This is a genomic window from Kribbella rubisoli, assembly GCF_004217145.1.
Classification (GTDB): Bacteria; Actinomycetota; Actinomycetes; order Propionibacteriales; family Kribbellaceae; genus Kribbella; species Kribbella rubisoli.
In genome coordinates this window covers 303,720-326,877 of record NZ_SHKR01000014.1, presented here as the reverse complement: position 1 = coordinate 326,877, position 23,158 = coordinate 303,720, and the positions used below count along the sequence as shown (strand labels likewise).

19 protein-coding genes are annotated in these 23,158 nt (G+C 68.1%); 14 read left to right on the top strand and 5 right to left on the bottom strand.

Annotated elements, in window-relative coordinates:
* Position 1: 1 nt before the first annotated feature.
* The 5 genes from EV645_RS27115 to EV645_RS27095 are packed head-to-tail and all read right to left on the bottom strand — an operon-like array spanning position 2 to position 8,576.
* On the bottom strand, positions 2 to 1,948 hold the full coding sequence (locus EV645_RS27115; RefSeq protein WP_198681879.1) for a heparinase II/III family protein: 1,947 nt from the start codon (positions 1,946 to 1,948) through the stop codon (positions 2 to 4).
* A complete protein-coding gene (locus EV645_RS27110) occupies positions 1,945 to 4,092 on the bottom strand; it encodes a bi-domain-containing oxidoreductase (protein ID WP_130446834.1) in 2,148 nt (715 codons plus the stop codon). The genes EV645_RS27115 and EV645_RS27110 overlap by 4 nt, the downstream gene beginning before the upstream one ends.
* Positions 4,093 to 4,100: 8 nt before the next feature.
* Complete coding sequence (gene asnB / locus EV645_RS27105; protein WP_130446833.1) at positions 4,101 to 6,020, bottom strand: asparagine synthase (glutamine-hydrolyzing); 1,920 nt, start codon at positions 6,018 to 6,020, stop codon at positions 4,101 to 4,103.
* Between the two features lies 1 nt (position 6,021).
* The gene (locus tag EV645_RS27100) at positions 6,022 to 7,257 is read right to left on the bottom strand and encodes a glycosyltransferase family 4 protein (RefSeq protein WP_206751456.1); all 1,236 of its coding nucleotides are present in this window, start codon (positions 7,255 to 7,257) and stop codon (positions 6,022 to 6,024) included.
* Positions 7,254 to 8,576, bottom strand: a complete 1,323-nt coding sequence (locus EV645_RS27095; RefSeq protein ID WP_157997159.1) for a UDP-glucose dehydrogenase family protein — start codon at positions 8,574 to 8,576, stop codon at positions 7,254 to 7,256. The genes EV645_RS27100 and EV645_RS27095 overlap by 4 nt, the downstream gene beginning before the upstream one ends.
* A 200-nt stretch (positions 8,577 to 8,776) precedes the next feature.
* Between EV645_RS27095 and EV645_RS27090 the strand changes: the two genes are divergently transcribed.
* The 14 genes from EV645_RS27090 to EV645_RS27025 all read left to right on the top strand — a co-directional run bounded on the left by EV645_RS27090 (position 8,777) and on the right by EV645_RS27025 (position 23,157).
* On the top strand, positions 8,777 to 9,838 hold the full coding sequence (locus EV645_RS27090) for an NAD-dependent epimerase/dehydratase family protein (protein WP_130446830.1): 1,062 nt from the start codon (positions 8,777 to 8,779) through the stop codon (positions 9,836 to 9,838).
* The gene (locus tag EV645_RS27085; RefSeq protein ID WP_130446829.1) at positions 9,838 to 11,061 is read left to right on the top strand and encodes a class I SAM-dependent methyltransferase; all 1,224 of its coding nucleotides are present in this window, start codon (positions 9,838 to 9,840) and stop codon (positions 11,059 to 11,061) included. Before EV645_RS27090 ends, EV645_RS27085 begins: the two co-directional genes overlap by 1 nt.
* Before the next feature lie 30 nt (positions 11,062 to 11,091).
* Positions 11,092 to 11,946 (top strand): glycosyltransferase family protein, encoded by an 855-nt coding sequence (locus EV645_RS27080; protein WP_198681878.1) that lies wholly within the window; start codon positions 11,092 to 11,094, stop codon positions 11,944 to 11,946.
* Complete coding sequence (locus EV645_RS27075; RefSeq protein ID WP_130446828.1) at positions 11,946 to 12,596, top strand: PIG-L deacetylase family protein; 651 nt, start codon at positions 11,946 to 11,948, stop codon at positions 12,594 to 12,596. Before EV645_RS27080 ends, EV645_RS27075 begins: the two co-directional genes overlap by 1 nt.
* A gap of 14 nt (positions 12,597 to 12,610) precedes the next feature.
* Entirely contained in the window at positions 12,611 to 13,750 is a 1,140-nt protein-coding gene (locus tag EV645_RS27070) for a methyltransferase C-terminal domain-containing protein (RefSeq protein WP_198681877.1), read from the top strand.
* A 19-nt stretch (positions 13,751 to 13,769) separates the two neighbouring features.
* Positions 13,770 to 14,504: a class I SAM-dependent methyltransferase gene (locus EV645_RS27065; RefSeq protein WP_130446826.1), complete on the top strand. Its 735-nt coding sequence runs from the start codon at positions 13,770 to 13,772 to the stop codon at positions 14,502 to 14,504.
* Positions 14,505 to 14,522: 18 nt separating this feature from the next.
* The gene (locus EV645_RS27060) at positions 14,523 to 15,803 is read left to right on the top strand and encodes an MATE family efflux transporter (protein ID WP_198681876.1); all 1,281 of its coding nucleotides are present in this window, start codon (positions 14,523 to 14,525) and stop codon (positions 15,801 to 15,803) included.
* Entirely contained in the window at positions 15,800 to 16,723 is a 924-nt protein-coding gene (locus EV645_RS27055) for a glycosyltransferase family 2 protein (protein ID WP_130446825.1), read from the top strand. Before EV645_RS27060 ends, EV645_RS27055 begins: the two co-directional genes overlap by 4 nt.
* Complete coding sequence (locus EV645_RS27050; RefSeq protein ID WP_130446824.1) at positions 16,720 to 17,655, top strand: glycosyltransferase family 2 protein; 936 nt, start codon at positions 16,720 to 16,722, stop codon at positions 17,653 to 17,655. The genes EV645_RS27055 and EV645_RS27050 overlap by 4 nt, the downstream gene beginning before the upstream one ends.
* Positions 17,652 to 18,896, top strand: a complete 1,245-nt coding sequence (locus EV645_RS27045) for a polysaccharide pyruvyl transferase family protein (protein WP_130446823.1) — start codon at positions 17,652 to 17,654, stop codon at positions 18,894 to 18,896. Before EV645_RS27050 ends, EV645_RS27045 begins: the two co-directional genes overlap by 4 nt.
* On the top strand, positions 18,893 to 19,450 hold the full coding sequence (locus tag EV645_RS27040; protein WP_130446822.1) for a dTDP-4-dehydrorhamnose 3,5-epimerase family protein: 558 nt from the start codon (positions 18,893 to 18,895) through the stop codon (positions 19,448 to 19,450). The genes EV645_RS27045 and EV645_RS27040 overlap by 4 nt, the downstream gene beginning before the upstream one ends.
* A 29-nt stretch (positions 19,451 to 19,479) precedes the next feature.
* On the top strand, positions 19,480 to 20,442 hold the full coding sequence (locus EV645_RS27035) for an aminotransferase class IV (RefSeq protein WP_130446821.1): 963 nt from the start codon (positions 19,480 to 19,482) through the stop codon (positions 20,440 to 20,442).
* Between the two features lie 44 nt (positions 20,443 to 20,486).
* Positions 20,487 to 21,380 carry a phytanoyl-CoA dioxygenase family protein gene (locus tag EV645_RS27030; RefSeq protein WP_130446820.1) on the top strand — a complete coding sequence of 298 codons (894 nt, stop codon included), beginning with the start codon at positions 20,487 to 20,489 and terminating at the stop codon, positions 21,378 to 21,380.
* 286 nt (positions 21,381 to 21,666) lie between these two features.
* Positions 21,667 to 23,157: a sugar transferase gene (locus EV645_RS27025; RefSeq protein ID WP_242000689.1), complete on the top strand. Its 1,491-nt coding sequence runs from the start codon at positions 21,667 to 21,669 to the stop codon at positions 23,155 to 23,157.
* The last annotated feature ends 1 nt before the right edge of the window (position 23,158 follow it).

Here is a 23,158-nt window from a genome sequence, read left to right as displayed (position 1 = left end):
ATCAGGACCGGAATCGAAAGGTGCTTACCGCGGGCTCTTCCGCGGCCAGGTGTCCGGTCCCGACGAGTGTCGTGATCGGGACCTTGTGGCCGAATCGCGGTGAGTACCAGCCCAGCAACGGATCGTCGCCGCCGCGGTGCGCTGTCCAGGTCAGTCCGGCCGGCAGTTCGACGATCGCCGAGCCGGCGGCCCACTCCAGCCGTCCGGTCGACACGTCCAGCTCGACGGACACCTCGGGCCCCAGATGCCAGGCAATACGTACGTCGGACGCGGCATCCAGCCGGTCCTCGACCCGCAGTACGCCGTGGTCGAGTACTGCGGTACGCCGGTGCGTGAGCGGTGAATCGCCGACCCGGTAGCCGTCGTGTTCGGCTTCCCAGCTGTTGGGCGTGTGCCGGCATACTTTGCCTGTCGCACCGCGCAGCCAGAGGAACGCTCCGCCCAGGGTGGACTGTTCGGCGCCCGCGACCTCGACGGTGTTGTGGGCGATCGTGGAGCGGAAGTAGTTCCGCCACCCCTCTTCACCGTGGTAGCAGTACGTGCCGGGGTCCGCCAGGATGTCGACGCCGTCGACGCGGACCTCGAGCGAGAGGGCGTCGGAGTGCGCATGCGCGGCGATGGAGAGGAAACCGTGCGGGCCGGCGTCGGCGCGGCACCAGATCTCCGGACCGTCGTTGCTGCGCAGAATCGTCAGACCGGCGTCCTCGAAGTGATCCGGTCGTACGGCGGGGCGGTCCGGCTGCTGGTCTTTGACCAGCGAGCTGATGATGTACGACGTCGCAGTGGGCGGGCAGTCCGGCCACCAGGGCGCTGCACCGACGGCAGCCGCGCCGAGCGACAGGAACGCCGACCAGTGGTGGATGTCCGGCGGATCAAGGACCAGGACCATGCCCTCGTCGTCATCGCCCTGGCGTGGTGGCCGGAGCGTGGTGTCGACGATTGCTGCGGCTACGTCGATCGTGCGGGTGAGCAGCGCCCACGTGTGCTGGCTGAGCGGGTGACCGGACCAGTCTGCCTCCAGAGCGGCGTACAGGCCGAGCTCGGAGACGAAGCGGTGGTAGTCGGTGGCCAGCTCGCGGTTCACGCCGGACGGGAACGTGTTGGCGTCGAGTTCCTTCTCCAGCAGGGCTGCCGCGTCCTGGCGCCAGCGGTTGCTCTTGGTGAACCAGGGAAACGCACAGGCCGCGACGAGCTGGCCTGCAGCCTCGGCGATCACATGGTTGTTGGCTGAGGACCCGTGGCTCTGGAACGCGGCCAGGTAGCGCTGGTGCCAGTAGATCTGCTGGTGCGCCAGTTCGTTGTGCTCGAACAGGTCGGTGATCTCTGGCCAGTCGTTCAGCAGACGGCGGATCCACGTCCAGCTGATCAGGCGGATGCCGATCTCGATACCGCTGGCCCAGTGCACTCCGGACAGGAACGGGTTCGTCCGCCACCAGTCGTTGAGGTGGTCGGCCACACGTTCGGCGTACCGGTCGTCGTGGGTCAGGAACCAGGCGGCGGCCAGCTGGGTCAGGTGGTGGTGGCGGGACAGCTCCCACACCTGCTTGATGTTGCCGACCGCTTCCTCGTTGCGGTGGTTCAGCTTGAAGACGTACTGCGCCGGGTCCGACCGGCGGCCCGTGATCGGGTCGCGGAACCAGTCCGGTTTCGTCAGGTCGGTCCGGTCGATACCGAGTACCTCGAGGTTGCCGGCCATGATCGCGTCGGCCGTCCGGATCACGGCCTTGCGGGCCTCCTCCGGTACGGCGCACGCGGTGTGCGCCGGGAGCGTCGTACTGAAGGTCAGCTCTTTGCGGAGCGGAAGGTGGACGGCCGTGTGCTGCCCGGGCCTGACCTGTTGGTAGGCCCAGGCAGTACGGCGTCCGGTATCGCGAGCGCGCAGGATGAGTTCGGTGGGGGACATCCGGCGCAGGCGGCGGACGTACCAGCCCAAGGGCTGGCGGCTCACACCTTCTCCGGTTTGCCCGAGGCCAGGCTCCGGTCTACTGCGATCGTGGCGCGGGTGGTGGCGACGAGCTCGTCGAAGGAGATCGGCATCGGGCCGCCGGACTTCACCGCGGCGACGAACTGTGCCAGCTCGGTCTGCTGGCCCTTGTCGGTGCTGCGGGACTTCTTCGTCGACGGCTTGCGGCCGGCCCACACCGACGCGCTCTGGAAGTTGTCCAGGCGCCCGTTGCGGCCGCCGCCGGTGATGTCGAGCGTCTCCTTCGGGAAGCGCGAGTTGCCGCCGGCGACATAGTTGATCGTGCCGACCGAACCGTTCGCGAACCGGAGTGTGACGATCACGTCGCCGGTGTCGGGGCCGGGTACGGCGTACACCTCGGTCGGGAGGCTGTTCAGCCACCAGGTCAGGGTGTCGATGAAGTGCCCGCCCTCACCGGCGAACCGGGTGCCTTCCTTGCCGGCGTCGAGGTACCAGCTGGTGGAGTCGAGCTTGCCGGCGTTGACCAGGTAGCGCAGCGAGAAGGCGCCGCCCGGGTCGCCGAAGCGGCCCTTCAGGTCGGTCAGCAGCGGGGCGAACCGGCGGTTGAACCCGACCATCAGCCGATCGTTGCCGGTGGCATCAACCGTGGCGACGATCCGGTCCAGCTCCTCGTCGGTCAGCGCCAGCGGCTTCTCGACGAAGACCGCCTTCCCGGTCTCGAGCGCCCGGCATGCCAGCTCGGCGTGCGTGCTGTGCCGGGTCACGACGAAGATCGCGTCGAGGCTGTCGTCGGACAGCACCTCCTGCGCATCCGTCGAAATCTGCTCGAACCCGAACCGCCGCTGAGCATTGGCCGCCGACAACGACTTGTTGGTCGCCACCCGAGCCAACACCGCGTTCTCGTCCTTCTGCAGATGAGGCAGAAGCATGCTGGACGCATAATTCCCAGCCCCGACAAACCCAAGCCGAACAGATCCAGTGGTCGGATTCGCAGATCGCGCAACCGTTGCGGCGGGTCCCGTCTCCTGCTGCGGTACGTCGGGGTACTCGAACAGGAAGCCGACGCCTGGGAGGGCGCCTGAGCTCAGTTGTTGGTAGACGTCTGTGGCGTCGGCGATGGGGAACTGGCCGGCGATGAGGCTGGCTACGTCGATCTGTTCGCGGGCGATCAGGTCGATGAAGCATTCGAGGTTGCGGCGTTCGGTCCAGCGGACGTAGCCGGCCGGGTAGTCGATGCCCTGGAGTTCGTAGCGGTCGTCGTAGCGGCCGGGGCCGTAGGAACGCGAGAACCGGACATCGAGTTCCTTGTCGTAGTACGCGTTCCAGGGGAGATCCAGCTTGGTCTTGCCGATGTCGACGACCCGGGCACGGTCGCGTGCCAGCCGCGCAGCCGTCTCGACCGGACCATTGGAGTGACCGCCCGCGGCCAGCAGAATACGGTCGGCCCCCAGGCCGTTCGATGCCTCAAGCAACGACCGCTCCAGCGAAGCGATACCTGCCTCGTCGGGGGAGGAGCACGCGAGCGCACCCGCCTTCTCCGCCATCCGGCAGCGGTCCGCGACCGTGTCGATGCCGAAGACGCGCACCCCGGCCGCGACCAGCAACCGCACGACGAGCTGCCCGACCAGGCCGAGCCCGATCACCACAGCGGTCTCGCCAAGCTGTACCTCAGCCTGCCGCACACCCTGCATCGCGATCGCACCGACGGTCGAGAACGCGGCCTGCTCGGCCGGCACGCCGTCCGGCACCGGCACGCACAGGTTCAACGGCACCCAGTTGTACTCCGCATGCAACGCGAACTCGTTCCCCGCCGCGGCGACCAGCTGCCCGACACTGAACTCCTCCGCACCGGCGCCGACCTCGACAACCACACCGCACAGCGAGTACCCGAGTGGCGTGTACGAGTCGAGCTTGTTCATCACCTTCTTGTAGGTGTTCAACGCGCCCTGCTGCGCAACGGAGTCCAGCACCTTCCGCACCTGGTCCGGCCGCGCCTTCGCCTTGCCGACCAGCGACAGCTTCGCCTCGCCGACCTTCATCAGCTCGGTACCGGTCGAGATCAGCGAGTACAGCGAACGGATCAGCACGCCACCGGGCGCACAGGTGGGCGGAGGCACGTCCAGCACAGCCAGCTCACCGGACTTGTAGTTCTGTGCAACCTGCTTCATGTCCGTCCTTACAAAGAAGTGATGGTGACGCCCAGCGACCGCATGTGGCGGGTCCAGGTCTCCAAGGTCAGCAACTGCCAGATCTGCTTCGAGTAGTCCTCGCGCCCGGCCCGCTCGTCGTCGACGAGCTTCTGTACGGCGGCCCGCTGCAGGAACCCGCTACCGACCAGCTCACCGCGCAGCAGCGTGTCGTCGACGAGCTCGCGCAGGTCGTTCCGCACCCACGCGCGCAGCGGCGCACTGAACGACGCCTTCGGCCGGTAGATGATCTCCTTCGGCAGCCACGCCTCGGCCGCCTTCTTCAACGCCAGCTTGCTGACCCGGCGGTGGATCTTCTCGCTGCCCGGGATCGAGAACGCCGCGCGCGCCACGATCGGGTCCACGAACGGCGTCCGTACCTCGGTCGACGCCGCCATGCTGGACCGGTCCGTGTAGGCGAGGTTCAGGCCCGGCAGGAACATCCGCGAGTCCGCGAGGCACATCCGGTTGACGTGATCGTCGAGCGTCGTGTCGTGGTAGATGTCGGCGTGCTCGGACAGCAGCTTCCCGACGTACGGCTCCAGGTCCGGGCTCAACAGCCCGGCCAGCTGGTCCCCGTCGTACATCGTGTAGCTGCGCCGGAACGCCGTCTCCTCGGACAGGTTCGCGAAGGTCTCGAACCGCTTGGCCCACCGCGCGTACCGCAGGCCGCGCCCGTTCACGGTCACCGGCAACCGTCGTACCGCCGGGCCGATCACACCGTTGCGCAGTACGCCGGGAAGCCGCTGGTACTGCGCTCCCATCACGCACGCGAGGTGCTTGCGGTAACCGCCGAACAGCTCGTCGGCGCCCATCCCGGACAGCAGGACCTTCACGCCGGCGTCCCGCGCGGTGTCGCACATCAGCAGCGTGTTGATCGCGGCCGGGTCGCCGATCGGCTCGTCGAGGATGTCGACGATCCGCGGAAGCAACTCGACGACATCCGGAGCGATCTCGATCTCGTGCAGGTCGATGCCGAACTGCTGCGCCACCTTGCGCGCGTAGATCGCGTCGTCGGGCATCGCCTCGAGCTTCTGGTCCTGCGCCCGGAACGTGATCGTGTACGAGTCGACGCTCGGATCCATGCGCTTGGCCAGCACGGTCACCAGGCTGGAATCCAGCCCGCCGCTGAGGAACGTGGAGACCGGTACGTCGGCGACCATGTGCGCGGCGACCGACTCCTCGATGATCGTGCGCAGGTCGGCGCGCGGACCGGCCGCGGCCTCGGTCGCGACGTCGGTCACCCGCCAGTACATCTCGTGCCGGCTGCTGCCGTCCGGCCGGAACTCGGCCCATGAACCCGGCGGAAGCTTCTCGACGCCGTCGATCGCGCAACGCTGCTCGGGCAGCCAGTAGTAGAGCATCGACGCGATCAGCGCGCCGGGCTCGGTCCGCAGCTCGGACCCGACGGCCGTGACGAGTGCCTTCAGCTCGGACGCGAAGACGACTCCGCCCTGGCGCCGGAGGAAGTACAGCGGCTTGATGCCGAGTGGGTCGCGGGCGAGGTACATGCTGCCGCTGTCCTCGTCGAGCATCGCGAACGCGAACATGCCCCGGAACCGCTTCAGTGCGTCCGGACCCCAGCGGCGCCACGCTTCCAGCACCACCTCGGTGTCGCCGTTGGTGCGGAAGCCGACGCCGGCCTTGGACAGCTCGGCGCGCAGTTCCTTGTAGTTGTAGAGCTCGCCGTTGTAGCAGATCGTCAGACCGCGCTTGCTGAACGGCTGGTCGGCTTCCGACGACAGGTCGATGATCGACAACCGGCGGTGCGCGAGGAACGCCCGTACGTCGCCCTCGTCGAACGCGTAGACGCGGTCGGCGTCCGGACCGCGGTGCGCGATCCGGTCGCTCATCGCCTCGGCGAGCGCAAAACCGTCGTGCTGCTGGTAGCAGCCGGCGATGCCGCACACGTCAGGACCCCGTCGCGCGTGCGACGTCACCGAGGTGGCTGACGTGACCGGTCAACGCGTCGTACACCTGCAGGTACGCCTTCTGCTGGTGTTTCCACGCCAGCACCTGCTCGACCCGTTCGCGGCCGAGCTTGCCCATCCGGCGCCGGCGTACCTCGTCGTCGAGCAGCTCGACGATCGCTTCGCCGTACTGCGCTACGTCGTTCGGCTCGACGTACACCGCGGCGTCCGCGGCGGAGACCTTGGTCTCGATCAGGTCGAAGGCGACGACCGGGAGCTCGAACGCCATGTACTCCATGGTCTTGTTCATCGTCGACACGTCGTTGAGCGGATTCTTCGGGTCCGGGGACAGGCCGATGTCCGCGGTCGACATCACCGCGCGCACGGTCTCGTCCGGCACCCGGCCGGTGAACTCGATGTAGTCCCGCAGACCGAGGTCGTCCCGCAACGCGACCACCTCGTCGAACGAGTCGCCGCCGCCCATCAGCGTGAACGCGATGTCCTTGCGGCCGAGATTGTTGACAATGTGATCCGCGGCGCGGATGACGATGTCGACACCGTCCTGCGGGCCCATCACGCCGATGTACGTGACCAGGTAGCGGTGCCCGCGGCGGAGCGTCTCGTCCGCGACGGCCGGGTCGCGCTGCAGCTTGTCCGGGTCCGGCCCGGTGCGGACCACGGTCACGTCGTGGTTCGCCTTGCCGCTGCGGGTGATCGCGATCCGGCGGTACGAGTCGTTCGTCGACGTCACGTGGTCGGCGGTGCGGTGCGTCGTCCGCTCGAGGAACCGCAGTCCCTTGTACGGCAGGCTGGTCGTACCGCCGAAGCGGGACTGGAACAGCTCCGGGCACAGGTCGTGGTGATCGAAGACGAACTTCGTCCCGTCCAGGCGGCGCAGCAGCATCGCGATCGGCCAGAAGATGTCCGGCGGGTTGCAGGCCTGCATCACCTTGAACTTGCCGGCCTTGCGGGCGCGGAAGACCAGCCGCAGCGTCAGCAGGAACGAGTACGCGTACTCCCAGACGAAGCTGACCTTGCTCCCGCCCGGTGCGTAGGCCTTGTACTTGTGCACGGTCACGCCGTCGATGACCTGGTACGCCGGGTCGCCCGGCCCCTTCGGGCACACGACCGTCACGTCGTACCCCGAGGCCACCAGCGCCTGGCACTCCAGCCAGACGCGGCGGTCGAACGGCACCCAGAGGTTCTGGATGATGATGAGGACCCGCGGACCGCTCACCAGCCCACTCCTTCGTATCCGGGCAGCGCTTCCACGTCGGCGCCGAGCCGGCCGATCAGGTCGATCGTCCGTGCGGGCGGCGCTTCGAGCAGGGCGTTGATCGCGGCAGTGTCGGTGGCCGAGACGATGGCCAGGTCGGCGCCGGCGAGGGCCGCCGACGGGTCGTCGGTGAGGACGCGCTGGAGATGCGGCAGCTTCGACTGCACGTGGCGCAGGTTCGCGCCGACCAAGCGGGTCGGGTTCACGATCGCGTCGTAGATGCGCAGGTTGTAGCCCTTGCCGATCAGGCGCTCGGCCAGCTCGACGTTCGGGCTCTCGCGCAGGTCGTCGGTCGCGTGCTTGAAACTCAGGCCGAGCAGCGCGATCTCACGGCCTGGGCCGGCGATCACGCGGTCGACGACATCGCGGACGCTCCGCTCGTTGGTGGCCAGCGTGCCGGCCAGCAGCGGGAGCTCGGTGTCGTTGATCCGCGCCAGGTGCAGGACCGAGCGCAGGTCCTTCGGCAGGCACGAGCCGCCGAACGCGAAGCCGGGCTTCAGGTAGTACGGCGAGATGTTCAGGCTGGTGTCCTGGACGAAGATCTTCATCACCTCACGCGAGTCCACCCCGAAGTGCCGGAAGATCCGGCCCATCTCGTTCGCGAACGAGACCTTGGTGGCGTGGAACGCGTTACAGGCGTACTTGAGCGCCTCCGCCGTCCGGACGTCGACGACCTCCACGTCCTTGCCGAGGAAGCTGAACAGGTCGGTCAGAGCGGTACCGACCTTCGGGTTACGGGTGCCGACGACAACGAACGGCGGCGCGTAGAAGTCGGCCAGGCCGGATCCTTCGCGCAGGAACTCCGGGCACATCGCCGTACCGAAGGTCAGACCCTCCGGCGGCGGTACGTCGGCCAGCACCTTCTCGACCACCTCGTCGACCGTCCCCGGCGGGACCGTCGAGCGGACCACGATGCTGTGGAACCCCGACGCCGGCCGGACGACGGTCTGCGCGGCCTCCGCGATATCGCGGACCGCGCGTTTGATGTAGGTCAGATCGGTACTGCCCGCCGGAGTCGACGGCGTACCGACACAGATCAGCGAGACATCGGCCCGCTCGAGCGCGACCCGTGGATCGGTGGTCGCGTGCAGGCGACCTGAGGTCGCACCGTCCGCCACCAGCTCGTCCAGACCCGGCTCGACCACCGGGCTGTGTCCCTGAGTGATCGGATCGACCTTCGCAGTATCGACATCGACCCCCCAGACGTCGTGGCCGGCGGCAGCCAGGCACGCGGCCGTAACAGATCCGACGTACCCCAGGCCGAACACGGCAACCTTCATAACGCCCCCCACAGGCTCATGACGCGGCATCCCCACGTCCGCAGCGCCCATGAGAGCGCCGTCGCCGACCCCCTGATACACGCCCGCCGAAATCCGCCCGGAGAAATTTGAATCGGCCGGTAAAGAAATTGCGTGTATCAGGCGCTTGTCCGGGGGTTCTGTATTGGGCGACAGGGCTGCACTGGGGTGAGGGGAAACAGATGAGGGTTCTGGTCACCGGGGATCGGGGTTATATCGGGGCCGTGATGGTGCCGTTCCTGCGGGCCGCCGGGCATCAGGTGGACGGTCTGGATACGGGCCTGTACGAAGGGTGTGACCTGCTCGGCGGGCCGGACCCGATCGGGGACAGGGCGCCGCGGGACATGCGGGACGTGACCGCGCGCGAGCTCGAGGGGTACGACGCGGTGGTCTGTCTGGCCGCGCTGTCGAACGATCCACTCGGCAACCTGGACAAGGCGGCGACGTACTCGGTCAACCTGGACGGCACGCTGAACGTCGCGCAGGCCGCCAAGGACGCGGGCGTCGAGCGCTTCCTGTTCGCGTCGTCGTGCAGCTTGTACGGCGCGGCCGGCTCCGAGGCGGTCGGCGAGGACGCCGAGATGTTCCCGGTCACGGCGTACGGCGAGACCAAGGCGCTGGCCGAGCAGGAGCTGTCGAAGCTTGCCGACGACACCTTCAGCCCGACCTACCTGCGCAACGCGACCGCGTACGGCGCGTCAACCCGGCTGCGGCTGGACATCGTCGTCAACAATCTGACCGCGATTGCGCTGACGTCCGGCCAGGTCCGGCTGGAGAGCGACGGTACGCCGTGGCGCCCGCTGGTCCACATCGAGGACATCAGCCGCGCGTTCCTGACCGTGCTCGAGTCGCCGCGGGAGACGATCCACGACGAGGCGTTCAACGTCGGCCGGTCCGAGGACGTCGTCCAGGTCCGCGACATCGCCGAGATGGTCCGCGAGGCGGTGCCCGGCTCGACGCTGTCGATCGCCGAGGGCGCCGGCCCCGACCTGCGCAACTACAAGGTCGACTTCAGCAAGCTCAACGAGACGTTCCCGGAGCTGCAGCTGCAGTGGACGGTCCGCAAGGGCGTCGAGGAGATGTACGACGCCTACCAGCGGCACGGCCTCACGCTGGACGACTTCAACTCCGCCCAGTTCGTCCGCCTGCGCCGGATCCAGCAGCTGCTCAGCGCCGGGCTCGTCGACGGCCAGCTGCGGCGCCAGACCGACGGGCAGTTCCCGGGACCGAAGGAGATGCAGTGATGAACAGCTGCCGGATCTGCGGCGCGGAGCTCACGCGCACGTTCGTCGACCTCGGCATGTCGCCGCCGTGCGAGAGCTACCTGCGCGCGGACCAGATCGACAGCGGTGAGACGTTCTATCCGCTGAATGTGCGGATCTGCGACAACTGCCTGCTCGTCCAGCTCCCGGCGTACGTCGCCGCGGACGACGTGTTCAGCGACTACCTGTACTTCTCGTCGTACTCGACCAGCTGGGTGGAGCACGCCCGCCGGTTCGTCGTCGACATGCAGGAGCGGCTGGACCTCGGCGCGGAGAGTCTGATCGTCGAGGCCGCCAGTAACGACGGCTACCTGCTGCAGCACGCGACCGCCCTCGGTATCCCGGTGCTCGGCATCGAACCGGCCGCGAACATCGCCAAGATCGCGAACGAGAACGGCATCCGCACCGAGAGCTACTTCCTCGGCGAGGAGACCGGCAAGGACGCGGCGGCCCGGCACGGGCAGGCGGACCTTGTCGTCGGCAACAACGTGTTCGCGCACGTGCCGGACATCGTCGACTTCGCCAAGGGCCTGCGCGCGCTGGTGAAGGACGACGGCCTGGTGTCGCTGGAGTTCCCGCACCTGCTGCGGCTGATCGAGCGTCGCCAGTACGACACGATCTACCACGAGCACTACCAGTACCTGACGCTGAAGACCGCCGCGCTGGCGCTGGAGAAGGCCGGCCTCAAGGTTGTCGACGTACAGGAGCTGGCCAGTCACGGCGGGTCGCTGCGGCTGTTCAGTACGCCGATCGAGACCGCCGGCGAGCCGACCGAGCTGGTCGGCAAGGTGCTGCAGGACGAGGCGGACGCCGGCCTGCACACGGTCGAGGGCCACCTCGGATTCGCCGACGAGGTGTTCGCGATCAAGTCCGACCTGCTGGAGTTCCTGATCCAGGCTCGCCGCGAAGGCAAGACGGTGGCCGGGTACGGCGCTCCCGGCAAGGGGAACACGCTGCTCAACCACTGCGGCATCCGCGAGGACCTGCTGCCGTACACGGTCGACCGCAGCCCGCACAAGCACGGGATGTACCTGCCCGGTACCCACATCCCGATCTTCGCCCCGGAGCGCCTGGCCGAGACGCGCCCCGACTACATCGTGATCCTGCCGTGGAACCTGCGCGCGGAGATCGTCCATCAGCTCGGCTACGCACGGGAGTGGGGCGCGAAGTTCGTCGTACCCATCCCGCAGCTCGAAGTGATCTGAACGAAAGTCGTTGGGGGGAAGGAAAGTCAGATGAAGGTCGTGATCTTCTGCGGGGGCCTCGGGCTGCGGATGCGCAGCGGCGTCGATTCCGCACCGAAACCGATGATGACGATCGGCGACCGGCCGGTCCTGTGGCACATCATGCGGTATTACGCGCACTTCGGCCACACCGAGTTCATCCTCTGCCTGGGCTTCGGGGGAGCCGCGGTCAAGAACTACTTCCTGAACTACGAGGAGACCGTCTCCAACGACTTCGTGATGACGAAGGGCGGCGAGCACATCGAGCTGCTCGACTCCGACATCAGCGAGTGGAAGATCACCTTCGTCGACACCGGCATCGACACCTCGATCGGTGAGCGGCTGCGCCGGGTCCGGCCGTTCCTGGAGGACGACGACGCCTTCCTGGCCAACTACGGTGACGTGCTCACCGACGCGCCGATGGACAAGATCGTCGATCACGTGATGACCAGCGACATCACCGCCAGCCTGCTCGCGGTGCCGCCGCAGGCCTCGTTCCACACGGTCGAGTTCGGCACCGACGCCCGGGTCACCGGGCTGCGGTCGGCGGTCGACCTGAACGTCTGGATCAACGGTGGGTTCTTCGTCATCAAGAAGGAGATCTTCGACGTCCTGAACGAGGGCGAGGACCTGGTCGGCGACGCGTTCCCGCGGCTGGCCGCGATGCGCAAGCTCGAGGCCATCCCGCACCACGGGTTCTGGGCGCCGATGGACACGCTCAAGGAGCGCAGCCAGCTCGAGGAGCTGTACCGCTCAGGCAAGAAGCCGTGGGCGCTGTGGAGCCACCAGGTCCGCCAGCAGCAGGCACAGGTGCTGGACAAGGAACCCGCGGTGTCGGTGGACGCGCCGGTAGTGGTGGCGCTCTGATGCTTCCGTTCCAGCTCGGCCTGATCGACGGGCCGGTCCATCTGGTTGCCCTCGGCGCTCATCCGGACGACATCGAGATCGGCTGCGGCGGCACGCTGCTGAAGCTGGCCGAGTCGGTGCCGGAGCTGACCGCCGAGTTCGTGATCGCGACCGGTACGCCGTCGCGCCTGGAGGAGGCCCGCCGCGCGGCGGAGCTGTTCCTGCCGGACTGCGAGGTCAGCGTCACGTCGGCCGAGCTGCCGGACGGCCGGTTGCCGGCGTACTGGAACCAGACCAAGGAGTTGCTCGAGGCAACGGCTCGGGGCAGCCGTCGTCCGGACCTGGTGTTTGCCCCGAGCAAGCATGACGCGCACCAGGACCACCGGTTGATCGCCGAGCTGGCGCCGACGGTGTGGCGCAACCATCTGGTGCTGCACTACGAGATCCCGAAGTGGGACGGCGACATCAGCCGGCCGTGGCTGTACGTCGAGCTCACCGAGGAGCAGATGCAGGAGAAGATCGCGCTGCTGCACAAGGCGTACCCGTCCCAGGTCCCGCACGACTGGTTCGACGGAGAGGTCTTCTCCGGGCTGGCCCGGTTGCGCGGGATGGAGTGCCGGGCGACCTACGCCGAAGCCTTCACGACGGCGAAAGCCACGCTGACATGGTGAATGAGGGAGATGCGGTGAGCTTCAAGTGTCGCGGGTGCGCGTCGGAGAACGTCGTACTCGTGGTGGACGTCGGCGACCAGCCGCTCGCCGACTACTTCCCGCCGGCTGACAACCCCGGTCCCGATCCGCGCTGGCCGCTGTCGCTCTGGCTGTGCCGGGACTGCACGCTGGTGCAGCTCGGTCCGGTGCAGGCGCAGCTGGCCGAGGAGCCGCTGGCCGTCGAATCCGCGACCAGCCGCGCGCATGCGGAGGCTTCGGTCAAGGAGATCCTGCGGGACTACCCGGAGCTTCTCGGGACGGTGGTGTTCGAGTTCGGCAGTCCGCACGGCGGGTCGTGGCTCGATCACCTGTACGCCGCGGGTTCGCGGCTGGCCGGTGAGGACGAGAAGGCCGGCTTGGTGATCGATGTCCACGGGATCGTGCACGAGCCGCAGTACGGCGACTCGCTGAAGCTGCGGGCGGACCGGCTCGCGCCGGGCGGTCTGCTGGTGATGGAGTTCCACCACCTGCTGCCGTTGTTCATCGGCAACCAGTTCGACACGATCCGGCACGGCCACTGGGCCTACGTCTCGCTGCGTGCGCTGCAGAACATCGCCGCGCTGCACGGTCTAACCATCGAGTCGGTGCAGCAGGCCGAGATGTACGGCGGCAGCCTGATGGTGATGCTGCGGCACACCGCGGACGCGAAGCCGGACGCCTCGGTCGACGTGGTCCTGGACGACGAGGAAGCGGCCGGGATCGCGGACGAGGTCCAGCTCGGCAGCCTGCACGAGGCTGCCCGGCACGCGGCCGGCGCACTGCACGAAGAGCTGACCCGCCACAAGGCAGCGGGCCGTACGGTCCTGGGGTACGGCGCGCCGTCGAAGGCGCCGGTGCTCCTGGACCTGAGCAAGGTGACGACGGACCTGCTGCCGTTCACCGTCGATCTGGCGCCGGGTAAACACGGTCGCCGGATCCCCGGTGCCTGCATGGTGCCGATCCGCCCGATCGAGGAGCTGAAGGCCGCCCGGCCGGACGTCGTCCTCGTGCTGACCTGGGATATCGCCGACGAGATCGTGGCGCAACTGGAAGCCGACGGCGGCTGGGGCGCCACCTACCTGGTCCCGTTGCCGGAGCCGCACGAGATGGGGACTCGTCGTCAAGACGCAAGGTGAACTGGGGAGAGGAACCGGAATGACATCCGTTGTGAGCAGCCTGCGCAGTTCGGGGCTGGATATGGTCAAGCGCATACTCCGCGGGCCGATGGCCCGATTGACAGCGGTCCACCGGCTGCGGTGGCGGGTGACGTCTCGAGAGGCGCTGTTCACGCAGGTCTACGAGACGTCGGGATGGGACAGCACCGAGTCCGGGTCCGGCACGGGATCCGAGCTGCGGGCTACCGTCGACATCCGCGAGCGCCTGCCGGAGATCCTGACCCGGCTCGACGTCAAGACGATGCTCGACGCCCCGTGCGGGGACCTGAACTGGATGCGCCACATTCCGCTTCCGGTGGAGAAGTACCACGGTGTCGACATCGTCGCGAGCGTGATCGAGAAGAACCGGGCGGAGTACGGCGACGAGCAGCGGGACTTCGCGGTCGCCGACCTGACCAAGGACAAGCTGCCCGAGGTCGACCTGGTCCTGTGCCGGGACTGCCTGGTGCACGTCTCGTTCCAGGACGCGGCGGACATTCTGGAGAACTTCCGCGCCACCGGTGCGGAGTGGCTGGTGATCAACACCTACGCGAACGTCGAGCGGAACCACAACCAGTTCACCGGCCGCAACTGGCGGCAACTGAACATGTCGCTCCCGCCCTTCAACTTCCCCGCGCCGCTCGAGTCCTTCCCGGACGGCGGCGAGGTCGACCCGAACCGGCTCGGACTGTGGCGCCTCCAGGACCTGCCGGCCGTCCAGCGAAGCGCCCTGTGACCCGACTGTGAGCCAACTATGAAAGCTGTCCTGCGCCGCCTCACCTGGGGACTCGCCGACCAGGCTGTGACCAGCCTGGTCAGCTTCCTGGTGGGCGTTGTCGTCGCCCGGCAGCTGGGCGCGCTGCAGTTCGGCGCGTTCAGCCTGGCCTGGGTGACGTACGGCGTGGTCCTGAACATCTCCCGCGGCCTGGGGACCGATCCGCTCGCGGTCCGGTTCAGCGGCCTGGAGCGACCGGTGTGGCGGACCGCGGTCGCGAAGTCGTCCGGGATGGCGATCGTCGTCGGTCTCGGCACCGGCGCGATCTGCGCGCTTGTCGGGCTGCTGCTCGGCGGGCACGCCGGCCAGGCATTCATTGCCCTGGGCATCGTGTTGCCGGGCCTGATGCTGCAGGACAGCTGGCGGTTCGCGTTCTTCGCGTCGGGGCAGGGCGGGAAGGCTTTCGTCAGCGACATCACCTGGGCGCTCGGCCTGGTGCCGCTGCTGTATCTGGCTTCCCAGCACGCCAGCGTGACCCGGTTCGTGCTCGCGTGGGGTGGAGCCGGGGTGTTCGCGGCGCTCGTGAGCGGGCTGCAGGCAGGCATCCTGCCACGGCCGGCACTCGCTCGCCGCTGGCTGTCCGAACACCGCGATCTCAGCCTGCGCTACCTGACCGAGAACGTCACGCTCAGCGGCGCCTACCAGCTCCGGATGTACGGACTGGGCGCGTTCGCAGGCGTCGCCGCCGTCGGTACGGTGCGCGGCGCGGAGATGCTGCTCGGACCGTTCTTCATCGTGCTGTCGGGTATCGGGCTGGTCGCCGTACCGGAAGCCGCCCGGGTACTGCGAAGGTCTGTCCGGGCGCTGCCGTGGTTCTGTCTGGCACTTGGCGGCGCGCAGGCGCTGGCTGCGCTGGCCTGGGGTCTGCTCCTGCTGTTCGCACTGCCGGACAAGTGGGGCCACGCACTACTCGGCGAGGTCTGGCTGACCGCGTCCGCATTGGTGCTTCCGGCAACTTTGTCGGTGGCGAGCGCCGGCTTCAACACCGGTGCCGCGGCCGGCCTGCGCGCGCTCGGTATTGCCCGCCGCAGTCTCAAGGCCCAGCTGTGTGCCTCGGCGTTCTACCTCGTCGGCGGCGTGCTGGGCGGTGCGCTCGACGGTGCGCGCGGTTCGGCCTGGGGCGCCGCGTGTGCGACGTTCGCAGCGGCGTTCGTCTGGTGGTACACGCTGCGCGTCGGCGTCCGGGAGCGCAAGCAGCTCGAGTCGGCGGTGGATTCCGGGGAGTCCCAGCCGGCCGTTCCTGAAGTGAGAAGCACATGAACGCCGTACCGCGGCTGACCGTCGGGCTGCCGGTCTACAACGGCGAGAAGTATCTCGCCGAGTCCCTCGACGCCCTGCTGGGCCAGTCGTACGGCGAGTTCGAGCTGATCATCTCCGACAACGCGTCGACCGACGCGACCGAGGAGATCTGCCGCGAGTACGCCGCCAAGGACCCGCGGATCACGTACCTGCGCCAGCCGGCCAACATCGGCGCCACACCGAACCACAACTTCGTCTTCGAGCAGTCGCACACCGAGCTGTTCAAGTGGGCCTCGTACGACGACCTGTACGGACGCGAGTTGCTGGCGCGCTGCGTCGATGCGCTCGACAACGATCGCGAACTCGTGCTGGCCCACTCGTGGGAGGCGTTCATCGACGCGGCCGGCGAGATCCTCCTCACGGTCGACTATCCGCTCGCGACGGCCTCGCCGGATCCGGTCGAGCGGTTCCGGAGCCTGCTGTTCGCCGTCGGCGGCGACGACTTCTACGGTGTGATGCGCTCGGAGACGCTGCGCCGTACGCCGCTGCACGGCAGCTACCACCACGCGGACCGCACGTTGATGGCCGAGATCGCGCTGTCCGGGCGGTTCTACCAGGTGCCCGAGGTTCTCTTCTTCCGCCGCGACCACCCGGACCGCGCCGAGCGGGCGAAGCCGACGATCCGCAGCCGCAGCGCCAACATGGAGCCGCGGCGCGCGCACCGGCTGAGCAACCCGACCGCGCGGTTGCTCGCCGAGTACGTCGGCGGCTTCGTCGGCGCGATCCGGCGGGCGCCACTCTCGTCGGCCGAGCGCCGCCGCTGCTACACGCACCTGCTGCGCTGGCTGGCGAGCCGGGCGGCGCACAGATCGTCGGCCCGGATCGAAGACACGGTTCCCGCCAGGCACCCGCAGACTCTTGCAGAGATGAGGAGAAGATGAACGCAGTACCGCGGCTGAGCATCGGTCTGCCGGTCTACAACGGCGAGAAATACCTCGCGGAGGCGCTCGACGCCCTGCTCGGGCAGACGTACGCCGACTTCGAGCTGATCATCTCCGACAACGCCTCGACCGACGGCACGGAGCGGATCTGCCGGGAGTACCTGGCCCGCGACCCGCGCATCCGCTACATCCGCCAGCCGGTGAACGTCGGCGCGTCCCCGAACCACAACGTCGTGTTCACCGAGTCGCGGGGCGAGCTGTTCAAGTGGGCGTCGTACGACGACCTGTACGCGCGGGATCTGCTGGAGCGTTGCATCGAGGTGCTCGACGAGCACCCGGACGCGGTGCTGTGCCACTCGTGGAGCGCGATCATCGACGAGGCCGGCGACATCGTCGCGAAGGTCGGCTACCCGTTGACCACCGACTCGCCGGACCCGGTCGAGCGATTCCGGAGCCTGCTGTTCGACGTCGGCGGCGATGACGACTACGGCGTCGTCCGGGCCGACGTACTGCGGCGGACCGCGCTGAACGAGAGCTTCTACCACGCCGACCGGACGATCGTGGCCGACATCGCGCTGCACGGCAGGTTCCTCCACGTGCCGGCGTCGTTGTTCTTTCGTCGCGATCACCCGGACAGCGCGCTGCGGTCGAACCGCACGGTCCGTTCCTGGTGCGGCAACCTCGACCCGCGCCGCCGCAAGCACTCGACTGTCCGGCTGCTCGCGGAGTACCCGCTGGGTTACGTCCGGATGCTGTTCCGCGCGCCGCTGACCGGCGGCCAGCGAGTGCGTTGCCTCTGGCAACTTGTCCGCTGGATGACGAGCCGCGCGGTGCCGCCGTCGATGCGGCAGCAGGACACACCGGTCGAGCAGGTCAGCGAGGTCGTGTCGGTATCCAAGGTGGTCGCGGGCCAGAGCGGACGAATCGCATGAACGACAACGGTTTGCGGATCGGGTTCTTCGGCCTGCTGGGCCATGGGAACCTCGGCAACGACGGGTCGCTGGAGGCGTTCCTCGCCTACCTGGCCAAGTCGTACCCGGACGCGGAGATCGACTTCCTCTGCTCCGGTCCCGAGGTGGTCGAGAAGCGTTACGGCCTGGCCGCGACCCGGATGAACTGGAACCGCGACGAGTACAACACGGCCAGCAGCCTGCGGTCGGTCGCGCTCAAGGGGATCGGCAAGGTCGTCGACTTCTTCTGGACCTCCTCCTGGGTCAGGCGCCACGACGTCGTGGTCGTGCCCGGAATGGGTGTGCTGGAAGGCGGTCTACCGCTGCGCTGGTGGGGCTTCCCGTACTCGCTGCTCCTGCTGACGGCAGCCGGTCGCCTGACCGGCACGAAGGTCGCGCTGGTCAGCGTCGGCGCCAACACGTCGGGACGGCGGATGACCCGCCGCGTATTCACGCTGGCAGCCCGCCTCGCGTACTACCGCTCGTTCCGCGACCAGCTGTCGAAGGACGCGATGCGCGCCACCGGCCTGGGTATCGCGGACGACCCGGTCTACCCGGACCTGGCGTTCTCGCTGCCGATCCCCGCCGTACGGTCAGCGACCCCGCCGGGAGCGCCCACGACCGTCGGAGTCGGCGTGATGACGTACCGGGGCACGGACGACGACCGCGACCGCGCCGAAGAGGTCTTCGACGAGTACGTCGCGAAGATGACTCGCTTCGTGCACTGGCTGGTCGACCACGGGCACCGGGTCCGGCTGCTCACCGGCGACCACGAGGACGAGCTGGTGTCGGCCGCGATCCTCGCCGACGTACGCGAGAACCGGTCCGACCTCGATCCGTCCTGGGTCGTAGAAGACCCGCCGAAGTCGCTGGACGACCTGATGGAGCAGATGGCGGCGCTCGACACGGTCGTCGCCACCCGGTTCCACAACGTGGTGTGCGCGTTGATGCTGTCCAAGCCGACCGTGTCGATCGGGTACGCCGCGAAGAACGACGTACTGATGGCCGACATGGGTCTCGCGGAGTTCTGCCAGAACATCCGCTCACTCGATGTGGATCGGCTGATCGCCCAGTACACGGCGCTCGAGTCCCGCCGCGACGTGGTCGGACCGGCAATGGACGAGCGGAACGCTGTCAACCGCAGCCGGCTCGAGGACCAGTACGACGTCCTGTCGTCGAAGGTCTTCCCCGCGCAGGCGGAAAACTTGGAGGGACGCTCATGAAGGTGACGCAGGTACCCGAGATCGCCGGGGTCTATCTGTTCGAGCCCACGCCGCACGTCGACGACCGGGGTTTCTTCAGCCGGACGTTCGACGCCGAGATCGCGCGGTCGGTCGGGATCGACCCGGACGGGTTCGCGCAGGACAGCCTGTCGCGGTCCCGCAAGGGCGTGCTGCGCGGGATGCATCTGCGCTCCGGACAGGGCGAGGCGAAGCTGGTCCGCTGCTCGGCCGGCGAGGTGTTCGACGTCGTGGTCGACCTCCGGCCGGACTCTCCGACGTACCTGGGTCAGGCGCATTTCACGCTGTCGGGGGACACCCAGTCATCGGTGTACATCCCGGCCGGGTGCGGGCACGGTTTCCAGGCGCTGACCGAACCAGCGGACATCGCGTACCGGATCGACCGGCCCCACGATCCGTCCGAGGACGTCGTGATCGCGTACGACGACCCCGATCTCGCCATCCCGTGGCCGCTGCCGGTCACGCTGATGTCGGCCCGCGACCAACGGGCCGTATCTGTTGCCGACCTCGCCGCGGGCGTCCTGACCGCCCGCTGATCGATCACCAACACCGGAAGGGGGCCCTCATGGCTCACACCGCATCGATATCGCAGCTCCAGACGCCGCCCTGGGCGCTCGTCAACGGCGAGCTCGTGCCGTACACCGACGTCAAGATCCACATCGGCGCCGAGGCGCTGACCCGCGCGCTGAGCGTCTTCGAAGGCGTGAAGGGCTACTGGGACTCCGCCGGCGAGCTCTTCTCGATCCGGACTCCGCGCCGTCACTACGACCGGCTCTGCCGCTCGGCTTCGCTCTTCCACATCCCGGTCCGGTTCAGCTACGAGGAGTTCGTCGCCGGGCTCGAGAAGCTGGCCGGCGAGCTGCTGGTGCCGGACAAGGACCTGTGGTTCCGGCCGACCATGTACGTGACCCACGGGCACTGGGGTGAAGCGACCGAGGCCGACCTGGTGGTCACCGCCTTCAGCCAGCGCAAGCTCGACCCGGACCCGATGCGGCTCGGCGTGACGAGTTGGCGGCGGGCCGGCGACCTGGTCCTGCCGACGCGCGTGAAGAGCAGCGCGAACTACGTCGGTGCCCGGATGGCCCGCATCGAAGTACGCCGGCTCGGGTACGACGACGCGATCATGCTCAACGACGCCGGCCGGGTAGCGGAAGCGACCGGGGCCTGCGTGCTGATCGCCCAGCGCGGACGGATCGTGACGCCGCCGACCAGCGAGTCGTGCCTGGACAGCATCACGGTCGACATCCTCGAAGAGGTGGCCAAGGACCTCGGGATGCCGTTCGACCGGCGCCCGATCGAGCGGACCGAGCTGCTCGCCGCCGACGAGTGCGGCCTGGCCGGCACCATCTCGGAGCTGACGCTGGTCTCCGAGCTCGACGGCGTCGAGTACGACCAGTCCGGACTGCTCGCGCAGCTCCGGCAGCGTTACCTGGAACTCATGCGTGGCGACCTGGTCCTGCCGGGCGTCGAGCTGGCGCCGCTGGCCGACGTGTCACGTCAACTAGTGCCGGCGGAGGCCGGAGTCTAGGTCGGCAGGTCCGGCCGGGGGGAATCAAGACCAGGAGGGGTCCTATGCATTCCATTTATGTCGACGCAGAGTTCAGCGACGACGAGCGCAGGCAGAAGTTGTACGACGGCGACCTGTTCGTCTACTCACCGCGGCCGTCGACGCTGGCGCTGACCGAGTTCGCCGGTGAGATGGCCCGACAGGCCTTCCACCCGCTGGACCCGGAGACGGCCCAGTTCGACATGGCCGTCGAGGACTACGCGGCCCTGCTCGCCGAGCTGAAGCCGCGGTTCATCCACCACCCGGAGTCGAAGCGGCTGATCCAGGAGATGCTGGTCGACTTCGGCTGCGACCCCGAGCAGGTGTACTTCGACGTGCCGCGGATGCGCAGCTCGACGTCGGACGACTACCTGACGACAGGGATCGCGTTCGCGTTCCACCCGCACCGCGACACCTGGTACTCCGCGCCGTTCACACAGCTGAACTGGTGGCTGCCGATCTTCGCGATCGGCGACGACAACGGGCTGGCGTTCCACCCGCGGTACTGGCAGACCCCGGTGAAGAACAGCTCCCGCGTCTACAACTACGCCGAGTGGAACGCGACCAGCCGGAAGATCGCGGCGACCCAGATCGGCACCGACACCCGGATCCAGCCGGTGCCGGAGGAAGAGGTCGAGCTGGTGCCGCAGATCCGCCCGATCTGCAAGCCGGGCGGGATCATCCTGTTCTCCGGGGCGCAGCTGCACTCCAGCGTGCCGAACACCTCGGGCCGGACCCGGTTCAGCATCGACCTGCGCACCGTGCACCTCGGTGACGCGGTCGAGGGCCGGATGGCGCCGAACATCGACTCCGAGTGCACCGGTACGACGATGGGCGACTACCTGCGGGTCAGCGACCTCGAGCACATCCCGGCCGAGGTGGTCGCGGAATACGACACCCCGAGTCACGCGACTGTCTGAACACTGTCTGACCAGTCGTCAAGTTTTTGGTCCGGCCGGCGTCACCGCGACGCCGGCCGGACCGCCTTGTTTTCTTGATCATTTCGTGATGAAGCAACAGGCTCGCGGCTCACAATGCAAGTTCTCCACAAGGAAGGCGGCCTGGTGGTCGCCGAGGCCCGTGGTGCGTAGTAATCTTCGGTGACTCGTCGCCGACGCGCGGGTGAATTCTGGGGACGGACAGCTGCGGGAAGCCCTGGGCACGGAGCGTGTCCGAGTGGCCGCAACGTGAGACCGAAGGACTGGTGTGAGCGGAGCTGAAGCGCCCGGCCGGATGGACGGGCACGGACCGCTCTGGGTCGTGCCGCATGAGGTCCCGGCGATCGTTCCGCTGTCGTCGCGCTCGACCGAGCCCCGCTGGGTCGGTGTCTACCGCTGGGCCGCTGTCGGCGGTGACCTCCTGGCCGCGATGCTCGGTGTCTCGATCGCGCTGCTGACCAGGTTCGGATACCACGTCGGTCCCAGCTATCTCGTCGTGAGCAGCCTGCTGCCGCCGGCGTGGGTCGGTGTCGTCGCGCTGTCGAAGGGCTACGACCCTCGGTACTTCGGCGCCGGGCCGGACGAGTTCCGGTCGCTGATGCGTTCCGGTGTCGGTCTGACGGCCGCCGTCGCGATGACGTCGTACGTGACGAAGACCGAGATCGCCCGGGGCTTCGTGGTGCTGGCGATCCCGGTGATGGTGATCTCCGCCCTGCTGCTGCGGTACGCGCTGCGGAAGGATCTGCATCGCCACCGCGTCAGAGGTCGCTGCATGCACAGGGTTCTCGTGGTCGGGCGAAGTGGCCCGGCCGCGACGCTTTGTGAGCACCTGGAGAAGCGCCCGACCGACGGGTTCCGCGTCGTGGCGACCTGCCGGCCGCGGGGAGACCGGCACGGCAACGGCCCGCTGCAGCCCGACGAGCTCGACGAGCCGGACATCCTGGCCGCCGCCGACCGGCACGCGGTCGATGTGGTTGCCATCTCGACCGATCCGGAGCTGGTCGGCCAGTCGCTGCGCCGCCTGTCGTGGGCGTTGGAGCAGCGCGGTATCGAGCTGATCGTCTCGCCCGGCATCATCGAGGTGGCCGGTCCGCGGATCTCGGTCCGCCCGGTCGCCGGTCTGTCCTTGCTGCACCTGGAGCGGCCGTCCGTCAGCGGTGGGCCGCACCTGATGAAGGCCATCTTCGACCGAACCGTTGCCCTCGGCTTCATCGCCGTCCTGTCTCCGTTGCTGATCGGCCTCGCACTCGCGGTCAAGGTGTCCAGCCCCGGGCCGGTGCTCTTCCGGCAGCAGCGGATCGGCCGCGGGGGCGTCGAGTTCACGATGCTGAAGTTCCGGAGCATGTACTCCGACGCCGAGCAGCGGCTCGGTGATCTGTACGCGTTGAGCGACGGCAACGGCGTGATCTTCAAGATGCGCGACGACCCGCGGATGACTCCGCTCGGCCGGTGGATCCGGAGGTTCTCGCTCGACGAGTTGCCGCAGCTGTTCAACGTGCTGCGCGGCGACATGTCGCTGGTCGGTCCGCGGCCGCCGCTGGCCGAGGAGGTCGCGCTGTACGCCGCCGACGACTCGCGGCGGATGCTCGTGAAGCCCGGAATGACCGGCCTGTGGCAGGTCAGCGGCCGCAGCGACCTGTCCTGGGACGAGTCGGTCCGCCTCGACCTGCGCTACGTCGATAACTGGTCGATGACCCTGGACCTGCTGATCCTCTGGAAGACCGTGCGTGCGGTGGCCTACGGCGCGGGAGCGTACTGAC

Bases quoted from the DNA above. Each gene is read 5' to 3' on its own strand.
- EV645_RS27110 (WP_130446834.1), bottom strand. From the start codon at position 4,092: ATGAAGCAGGTTGCACAGAACTACAAGTCCGGTGAGCTGGCTGTGCTG.
- EV645_RS27095 (WP_157997159.1), bottom strand. From the start codon at position 8,576: ATGAAGGTTGCCGTGTTCGGCCTGGGGTACGTCGGATCTGTTACGGCC.
- EV645_RS27090 (WP_130446830.1), top strand. From the start codon at position 8,777: ATGAGGGTTCTGGTCACCGGGGATCGGGGTTATATCGGGGCCGTGATG.
- EV645_RS27085 (WP_130446829.1), top strand. From the start codon at position 9,838: ATGAACAGCTGCCGGATCTGCGGCGCGGAGCTCACGCGCACGTTCGTC.
- EV645_RS27080 (WP_198681878.1), top strand. From the start codon at position 11,092: ATGAAGGTCGTGATCTTCTGCGGGGGCCTCGGGCTGCGGATGCGCAGC.
- EV645_RS27075 (WP_130446828.1), top strand. From the start codon at position 11,946: ATGCTTCCGTTCCAGCTCGGCCTGATCGACGGGCCGGTCCATCTGGTT.
- EV645_RS27065 (WP_130446826.1), top strand. From the start codon at position 13,770: ATGACATCCGTTGTGAGCAGCCTGCGCAGTTCGGGGCTGGATATGGTC.
- EV645_RS27060 (WP_198681876.1), top strand. From the start codon at position 14,523: ATGAAAGCTGTCCTGCGCCGCCTCACCTGGGGACTCGCCGACCAGGCT.
- EV645_RS27055 (WP_130446825.1), top strand. From the start codon at position 15,800: ATGAACGCCGTACCGCGGCTGACCGTCGGGCTGCCGGTCTACAACGGC.
- EV645_RS27050 (WP_130446824.1), top strand. From the start codon at position 16,720: ATGAACGCAGTACCGCGGCTGAGCATCGGTCTGCCGGTCTACAACGGC.
- EV645_RS27045 (WP_130446823.1), top strand. From the start codon at position 17,652: ATGAACGACAACGGTTTGCGGATCGGGTTCTTCGGCCTGCTGGGCCAT.
- EV645_RS27040 (WP_130446822.1), top strand. From the start codon at position 18,893: ATGAAGGTGACGCAGGTACCCGAGATCGCCGGGGTCTATCTGTTCGAG.
- EV645_RS27035 (WP_130446821.1), top strand. From the start codon at position 19,480: ATGGCTCACACCGCATCGATATCGCAGCTCCAGACGCCGCCCTGGGCG.
- EV645_RS27030 (WP_130446820.1), top strand. From the start codon at position 20,487: ATGCATTCCATTTATGTCGACGCAGAGTTCAGCGACGACGAGCGCAGG.